Origin of the sequence: Pseudoalteromonas haloplanktis ATCC 14393 (assembly GCF_000238355.1) — a bacterium.
GTDB lineage: Bacteria > Pseudomonadota > Gammaproteobacteria > Enterobacterales > Alteromonadaceae > Pseudoalteromonas > Pseudoalteromonas haloplanktis.
In genome coordinates this window covers 1-7,870 of the sequence record NZ_AHCA01000031.1, presented here as the reverse complement: position 1 = coordinate 7,870, position 7,870 = coordinate 1, and the positions used below count along the sequence as shown (strand labels likewise).

At 35.6% G+C, this 7,870-nt stretch carries 8 protein-coding genes; 6 read left to right on the top strand and 2 right to left on the bottom strand.

Annotated elements, in window-relative coordinates:
* Positions 1-36: 36 nt before the first annotated feature.
* Positions 37-207: an AAA family ATPase gene (locus PHAL_RS24815; RefSeq protein WP_016710682.1), complete on the bottom strand. Its 171-nt coding sequence runs from the start codon at positions 205-207 to the stop codon at positions 37-39.
* A gap of 513 nt (positions 208-720) precedes the next feature.
* Between PHAL_RS24815 and PHAL_RS0122460 the strand changes: the two genes are divergently transcribed.
* The 3 genes from PHAL_RS0122460 to PHAL_RS0122445 all read left to right on the top strand — a co-directional run bounded on the left by PHAL_RS0122460 (position 721) and on the right by PHAL_RS0122445 (position 4,304).
* Positions 721-2,901, top strand: a complete 2,181-nt coding sequence (locus PHAL_RS0122460; RefSeq protein WP_016710681.1) for an AAA family ATPase — start codon at positions 721-723, stop codon at positions 2,899-2,901.
* A gap of 367 nt (positions 2,902-3,268) precedes the next feature.
* On the top strand, positions 3,269-3,661 hold the full coding sequence (locus PHAL_RS0122450) for a hypothetical protein (protein ID WP_016710679.1): 393 nt from the start codon (positions 3,269-3,271) through the stop codon (positions 3,659-3,661).
* Between the two features lie 175 nt (positions 3,662-3,836).
* Complete coding sequence (locus PHAL_RS0122445; protein WP_016710678.1) at positions 3,837-4,304, top strand: hypothetical protein; 468 nt, start codon at positions 3,837-3,839, stop codon at positions 4,302-4,304.
* 457 nt (positions 4,305-4,761) lie between these two features.
* On the opposite strand, the gene PHAL_RS0122440 is transcribed toward PHAL_RS0122445, so the two are convergent.
* Positions 4,762-5,640, bottom strand: coding sequence for a hypothetical protein (locus PHAL_RS0122440; protein WP_016710677.1), 879 nt, complete (start codon positions 5,638-5,640; stop codon positions 4,762-4,764).
* A gap of 811 nt (positions 5,641-6,451) precedes the next feature.
* On the opposite strand from PHAL_RS0122440, the gene PHAL_RS0122435 reads away from it, so the two are divergent.
* The 3 genes from PHAL_RS0122435 to PHAL_RS24685 all read left to right on the top strand — a co-directional run bounded on the left by PHAL_RS0122435 (position 6,452) and on the right by PHAL_RS24685 (position 7,572).
* Positions 6,452-6,673 (top strand): hypothetical protein, encoded by a 222-nt coding sequence (locus PHAL_RS0122435; protein ID WP_016710676.1) that lies wholly within the window; start codon positions 6,452-6,454, stop codon positions 6,671-6,673.
* Positions 6,648-6,908 carry a hypothetical protein gene (locus PHAL_RS24305; RefSeq protein ID WP_158217516.1) on the top strand — a complete coding sequence of 87 codons (261 nt, stop codon included), beginning with the start codon at positions 6,648-6,650 and terminating at the stop codon, positions 6,906-6,908. The genes PHAL_RS0122435 and PHAL_RS24305 overlap by 26 nt, the downstream gene beginning before the upstream one ends.
* A 532-nt stretch (positions 6,909-7,440) precedes the next feature.
* Positions 7,441-7,572, top strand: a complete 132-nt coding sequence (locus PHAL_RS24685) for a hypothetical protein (protein ID WP_016710674.1) — start codon at positions 7,441-7,443, stop codon at positions 7,570-7,572.
* Positions 7,573-7,870 lie beyond the last annotated feature (298 nt).

Sequence of the window (7,870 nt, the reverse complement as noted above, 5' to 3'; positions counted from 1 at the left end):
AATAACGATCAGTCACCAGTAGAGTATGAAAATTCTTTAGGAAAAGTGTCCGGCTGGAGTTGACCAGAACATTAATGCTTGGAGCGTTGAAGTCTTACCACTGCCGTTTAACCCAATAAGAGCGGTTAATTGATTTGAAAAGTCAATTTCAGTCTCTCTTTGGTCAAAACATTGAAAGTTTGATATGCGAACTTTTGATAGCTTCATGATATACATCCTATAATCGATAGAGAACTACATTGGATTGGCTTTTTTGAGTTCCAATTCAATTACCTAAAGAACAAAATCCAGTTTAAGAGATATGTATTATGCCACTTGATACAACTCATTAATACAACCAGTTGATATTAATGGCATTAAGTTGTCAAACATCAAATTTGAGTATCTTATAACATGATGGATAGGCAAAGGAGTTACCGTTCGGAGGTCATTATATAAGTAAGGACAACGAGAATTTGTTTCTCGTGTATTCAAGCTATTTTGAGGTGAAGAACACGCTTTTATCCTGATTTGCTTCTGTACATTTTCGTTTCAGTTTTTTCGAGCTGACACATTTCTGCCCAAAGACGTATTTAGTTCATTGAAAGATCGTAACTTTCTTTGTTTCTAATATCTTCATATGCCGGCAAAACTTATAGAACTAGATTTCCAACACATATATGTGGTAATTTTTTTGTTACACTTATACGCCGCTTTAAGCAATAACCAAGGATTAGGTATATGATTGAATCAATTTCTTTGCAAGGAGTAGCGAGCTTTCAAAACACTACCCCTGTATATTTAAACACAAATAAAAAAGCAGTGCTGCTTTATGGTCATAACGGTACTGGAAAATCAACATTAGCAAGGTATTTGCAAGACACAAAGCACAGTAATTATAGCAATTGTAGTTACGTGTTACCCAACGCTCAAGACTATCAAATTCTAGTTTACAACACAGACTTTGTTGAAAAAAACTTCTCTCAAGATAGCTTTGAGGGAGTTTTTACTTTGGGTGAAACGAATGTAATGGCTGAACAGGCTATAAGCGTTGCCGAAGAAGAAATAGTAAAATTAGAAGAGCAAAGAACTCAAAAGCAAACGCTTAAAAAACAACACGAAGAGAAAGAAGTAGCTCAAGTTAAAGCAATTAAGAATAAGTGCTTTGAGATTAAAAAAGAGCATGACAAAAAAGACCTGGACCACTGTTTAATTGGCTTTAAAGGTTCGGCTGCTGCATTTTATGATGAACTTCTAAAAACAGACCTCATCGAAACACCTGAGTACACGTTTGAAAGTTTAGCGACTGAATCTAAAGAGCTAAATAATAAAAGTGCTGTATCAAAAAGTATGATTCCTAATGTTGTTTTAAACCTAATATCAAGTGAATCAAATACCATCTTAACAGAGGTAATTGTAGGCTCTAGTGAAAGCTATTTAGCGGAGCTAGTGAAGAAATTGCAAAACTCCACATGGATTGATAAAGGGCGTATTTATTTCGATGATGCTGAAGGTAAATGCCCGTTTTGCCAACAAGCAATAGATGAGGATTTAATTGAAAATATAAATAATCTTTTTGACATATCATATGAAGGCAAAAAGGATGAATTAAATACACTAAAAAGCGGATACGAACAATCTATCGAAACTTTAAACGAAGTATTATCTAGTACTCACTATACAGCTTTTAATGATACAAAATTTGACCTGGCAAAAGAAAAACTTTCAGGTGTACTACAAGCAAACCTTATTAAGCTAGGACAAAAATTAGCTGATCCAAGCATCAAAGTTAGCATGGAATATACGTCTGATTTTGTTCAGGCTCTTAATGATATTATTAATGATAAAAACAATTCTAGAAGAGCTTTCAACGCTAAGCTCAGCAAGAAAAAACAGTCTCTCGCAGCTATTAAAAATAAGTTTTGGTCTTTGGTTCGTATAAAATACGATGCGGCTATAGAAGCTCACGATACTTTAATTAAATCTATTAAAACTGATATAGAAACAGTTAAAGAGGAAGAAGAAACCCTCACGTTAGCTATTCAAACTCACAATGACGTTATCGCTGAAAATCGTAAATTAATTACCAATATTGAAACGTCTGTAATCAGCATAAATAACCAAATAAAATCGATAGGTTTAGAAGGTTTCGAGATTAAACAGAAATCAGAAGAAAGTAACCATTATTACTTATGTCGAGGTGTTTCATCGAGCGGTCATGACGTATATAAGTCACTCAGTGAAGGAGAAAAAACACTTATTACTTATCTATACTTTTTAGAATTGTGCCAAGGAAGTGTAAACAGTGACTCTTCAACCCCAAGAAATAAGAAAATTATTGTAGTAGACGATCCTATATCGAGCCTTTCTCATAATTACATATATGAAATAGGTGCTCTCACGAATAAAAGACTGATTAAAGAAGAACAATACGCTCAGGTTATATTACTCACTCATAGCCTTTATTTTTTACATGAATTAATAAAGTACCTCCCTAGAGGAAATAACCAATTCAATAATAAATGTAATTTATTTAGAGTTTTAAAAAATACTAACAGTAGCATCATACCTATGGGTAGAGATGATATAAAAAATGATTACCAATCATATTGGCAGATCATAAAAGACGCTCAAAACGGCACTACAAATAATATTGTTTTACCTAATATTATGAGAAATATTCTCGAGTATTACTTTTCTTTTGTACATAAGACAGATGCTTTAAAAGCCACACTGGACGAGCTAGAAGAAATGGATTCTGAATTTTCACCTTTCTTCAGGTTTATAAATAGAGAATCTCACTCTGACTCTGTAAATATCACAGATCTCGGAGAAATCGAATCAGATAGATTTATTGCTAAATTTAAGGATGTATTTATCAGAACTGATTTTGAAGAGCATTATAACAAAATGATGCTTTGACAAGATTGTTGCCATAATAACTTTCTAAGTTCGAATAAATGAAGGTATCATTTAGATTTTTATTGGAAAGTTATTCTAACTCAGAATTGTCCAAAAACGTGTTTGAGCGACTTTCGGTAATTGCTGTGAGTTCAACTGCGACATTGAAAGTTAATTGTTTTTAAATTTCGCTCTATAAACGGCCAAAAAAACTCCCACTGTTAAGATTGCTGCTGGTATTAACCATAAAATTTCATCAGACATGGTGATCTCCTTCGTCTATTTATAGTAATAAATTAGCTCATTGAATCATTAGCATCAAATACTTTAGCTGTTTGCGTTTGATGTGCCTAGTTAGTACTGAGGTCAAAACTAATTAGGAAATAATATGAACAATAAAAAATCCCCCTTCATTCGCCAATATGTACGAGCCAGTAAATCGCCTTGGGAGGACAGTTCAACCATTTTGCTGCTAGCAGACATTGTAGATGAGCAAAGGGAGGAGCTTAGCTTCACACATTACATTTATTTGCATCGAGATAGTGTTGGGAGTGTTTTAGGTATCAGTATTTCTCAGAAGTTTTTAGAAACTTACCCTGAATTTTCAGGGCGGTATCTAGAGGGAGTTGAAATGTTTGGATTTTTACTAATACATATTGAGGAAATAACTCATTTTTGCAGCTTATTTACTGTAGAATTTGAACGACTATTTATGCTTAAACCTAATGTGTTTTTTGCAGCAGCAGAAAGTATCTGGGTCGATATTATCGAAAATGCATAAAACCCTAAGCGGACCTCGGTTCGCTTTTTTATTTTGAAGACTCTAATTCAAATGTGTTTTAAAAAAATAATTTAAAATTAATAAAAAATGCCCATGCTTTGCCTCATCAGTGCTTACTTATCAATAACCTCATAAAAAGGGGTTGATACTAATTTATTACCGATAAGGAAACCCTATGACAAGTAGATATACGTCAACGCTAGATATTATCACCCTGTTAGAAGAGATAATAATGGTTATTAGAGATAACGACCATAAAATAAACAAATTGATGCTAAGCGCTGATAATCCCAACTTTAAAGGTTTGTGGGCGACTGTAGAGCCTCAAGTTTTTAACAAAAAACACCTTAATTACCGTGGCGTAAAAGTTTTGATGTACAAATTAATGATTTGTTTAATCCAAGATGTCCACCAACCTGTGTCAGCATGGCCTGATTATGATGATGAGTTTTATGGTGAATCTGAGCAACCATTTAGTGATGAACCAGAAGAGCGCTTTGATTCAGTGTTTAGTAGCCAGTTTGAAGATGAGATGGAAGATGACTATAAGAATGATATTGAAGATGAGTTTAAATATGAGTGTGAAGAAGACCGTATAAACCGTAACATTCAAGATGCAATAAACTGCCTTCGAAATGAATAATACAGGGCACATACCAGTTATTTAAATCATAAAATAACAGCCTAACCATTACCCCTGAAATATGCCACGAGTCATTATTTGCAGACTCACTGCTTAAATTTAAATCTGGTTTAAGCAGCCAAACTTAAACCTATAGAGGTTACATACTTGGGGAGGGCGTGATGCAAATATAGCGTCTTGTTGTTACTTCACAAAAGCGTGTTTTTAATAATAATGTTGGCAAGGCTTTTAAAGGCAAACAACAAAAGGGAAGTGGATTAATATCCACTTCCCTTTTACTATTTGGTATTAGAGCTAACTTATTAAGTCAGTTGCTTATTCGTGGGATTTTTAAATGGATGAGACGACTACTATCGTTCTTCGTTGCCCCAAAATCTAATGACTGAAGTTCATCAGTATTGTTGTCGTCTATATCAAAGGCAATAATGCTGCATTGTATTATGTTTATACACGCTACCTACCTATAGAACATCTCATTAATTTCTTCACACAGTTTAGTGCGGTAAATAATAGACGTACGCAGTAACTCTGCGTCGCTTTCGCTCAGCAGTGGGGTACGTGTTTTTTTGTCAAAACGTAGTGGCATTTCCTCAAATAATTGTGTGTGGAGACGCTTAATATCATCGAAAATTTGCTGTGACTGTGAAAACAAAAATACTTTGTTGTAATCGCCTTTTTTTAACGACGACAAGTATTTTAGCAATATAGCCTGTCGAGCGGATTTATTTTTAAATGAGTGTTCCACTTCAATCGCTGCAATTGAGCCATCAGGAAGTCGCACAGCGCCATCTACCGTTCGTGTATCGGATAGGTTATTAATACGTTTAAATTCAGGTTCGGTAATAAACCCATTCCACATTGGTGCGTACGTCCCATCACTGTGATAATTGTGAATGCCTCTGAGCATCACAAACGCATTAATCAAGTTGTGCATTACATTGTTCTGATTGAACTGCAGTGCAGGGTTTATATTGTTTCTAAAGTACACATCGATACCCATTAACTCTTCTGCAAACTTTGCGGCAGAGTAGGTGGGTACATATACTCGGCCATCAAGGCTTCTATGTGTTTTTACTACGCGTAAAAAGCCGCCTTTTTCAAGCCGGTTTAAATGCTCTAACGCGAGGCGATGAGTGATGCCATATAACCAACGAACTATACTTGGTGTAACGATAGAAAACCGTATCGCAATAAGCACCGAAAGCTTGGTTCGATTAACGCCTTTTTGATGATTGTTTACGCCTTCAAAGTAGCGCATATTGATACCGAAGTAGCGAGGGTAGTGAATATGTAATTGATTATTTGCTTCTAAACTTTTTGATTGTTGCTGAGTCATTTCTTGAAATCTTTTAGGTGAGTTAATTTGTAAAATTAACTAGCGCCGCAACACACACATTACCGTTATTCGATGATTTAACCTCCGTTTTTCATTCCGAGATGCTTTAACAGCATGCACGTAATGGATGTCGCGATAATAATCGCAACAAAAAGCAGCTTTCAGCTGATGGCCTCTCAACTTCGTTGTTCAACCATAGGGTCTAAAACGCCCGCCATCTCTGATGTTGCTCCGCAACGAGCTGACTCAACGCGCTATCGCGCTAGCGTTTAAGACCCTGCGCGAATGCACCGAGCTACGCTCTGTACTAACCGCCATCCTGCCGCATATGACAAGGCTGTGAGTGCCTCACTATTCGCCTTTTTCATTCGCTGTCATTTTTTACAAAAATGGGGGGTTCTCTCTCAATTTGTGCCAAATTTCAATCGAATTTCGCTGAGGCGAAACATTATCGCGGTTAGTACAGACCAGCTGTACATTCGCGCTTTCTCCATGTGTTTACGGCTTCGCCTACAACACATTACGCGCTTGTTGGTCTCATTCTGAGACGCTTTTTTTGCAGTTTCTCGTGCCGAGAAATGCGTTTGAACCCCTGTCTTTCAGACAAAAAACGTCTTTAAATTAAGGTAGGAGCGTAATTTTTTAGCAATAAAAAAGATAAAATTTGCACTAAATAATGGGAAAAGTGGGGGTTAATCAGTGCTAAATTCAAACTGTTTGTTGCTGAGCTTCGCAGTCAAACGAGTTTGTTTTTTATCATGAAATCATTAATGTTTCAAATAACATTAATTAAATTAATAGGCCCACTAAAATGAAAAGAAAATTAGACGTAATAGCGGTAAATCACAAAAACCCAGCTACAGGGTTACCGATACGTAATGCTGAGTACGGTAATACTGTCGACGTTGCAGGTAATCCATATGGGACTGACTTCAGTGACAGTTTATGGCAAGAAACAACTCATAATGACTCGGTTTACGGTACCGTTTTTGATGATTTTAATATTTATGATGATAGTTTCAGTGGCTTTTAATGCCAATAAAATTTGGCAAAAACGTATATTAATTGCTTATGTAATAACTTCGCTTGCAGTGATTACCCCACTCGCATATCAATACTTTGAAACACTGAATTTTGTATGGCTGGTTGCAATCAGCGTCTACTACGTTAAGGCTGGTATTGGTATAGAGCTGTATTTTAAAACTCGTATTGACGGCCAACAGAGTGTTCGTGAAATGCTCAAATGTGTTTTGTTTCGATTTTTTTAAAACTTTTTATTTGTCCTAAAGCAAAGCGCCCTGATTTAATCAGGGCGCTTTTTAGTTTTATAAGCATTTAAGTGTTTAATCAGCCAGCCTTTAAGTTAGCTAAAATATTTTGATTCGACAAACATCAACGTATAAATTATGAAATATAAGACTTCAGGTGTGGGCTTGTGGGCACCATAGATTGAGAGTAGCTTTAATTTAAAGCAAAGTAGGGCACAAAAGTTGATATTTTTTTGATTAGAACTTCACTTTAAATTTAGAGTAAAAGTATTTTCAGTTAGTGCCGGAGTAGGTCGGACAAGCGAAGTGTCATCTGACGCAGTGAGGTACCTAGCCATTTATTATCAATATTTAATGTTGTTGAGTGGTTGAACTCACAGCCATAAGCGGACTAAGGTACTAACTCGTTAATTCTCCATTCCGTGCAAACTGTGATGAAAGTACAATCCTCAGCGAATTATTTTTGCCACCACACCTCGCATCACATACAGAAGATAAGAAAGTTAATATATCACTACTTAGATCTGAATGTGTGAAGTTATCAATTGAAATTATAAAAGGCACGAAGCTATCAGATGATAAGTATGAAGACTTAAAACGGATCGTAAGTGAGGCAAAAGATGATGCACTACCTGAGGTACGTTTTGCTGCAGGTGATGCGTAAATAAAAAGTTTCAGCTAGCTTGGAATTGATTTAGCAAAGTGCTTATGAAATAACATGTATAGCACTATTTGTCAGCGCACAGCATTGAGATAAGTGTATTCAACTATTTAAAACTTGCCTTACGGATGAGCAATTTCATATTTTAACCATATATGGGATTTTACTTGCTAGTTTAAATGAGCTCATTTTTAATGCTAGAAAAAAGCTCAGCGAATTATAACCTTGAAAGTGCGTATTCTCATGACTTTGATCACCGATTCTCATCAGCTTTGATCACCTGATTTATCATTTTGTAGAG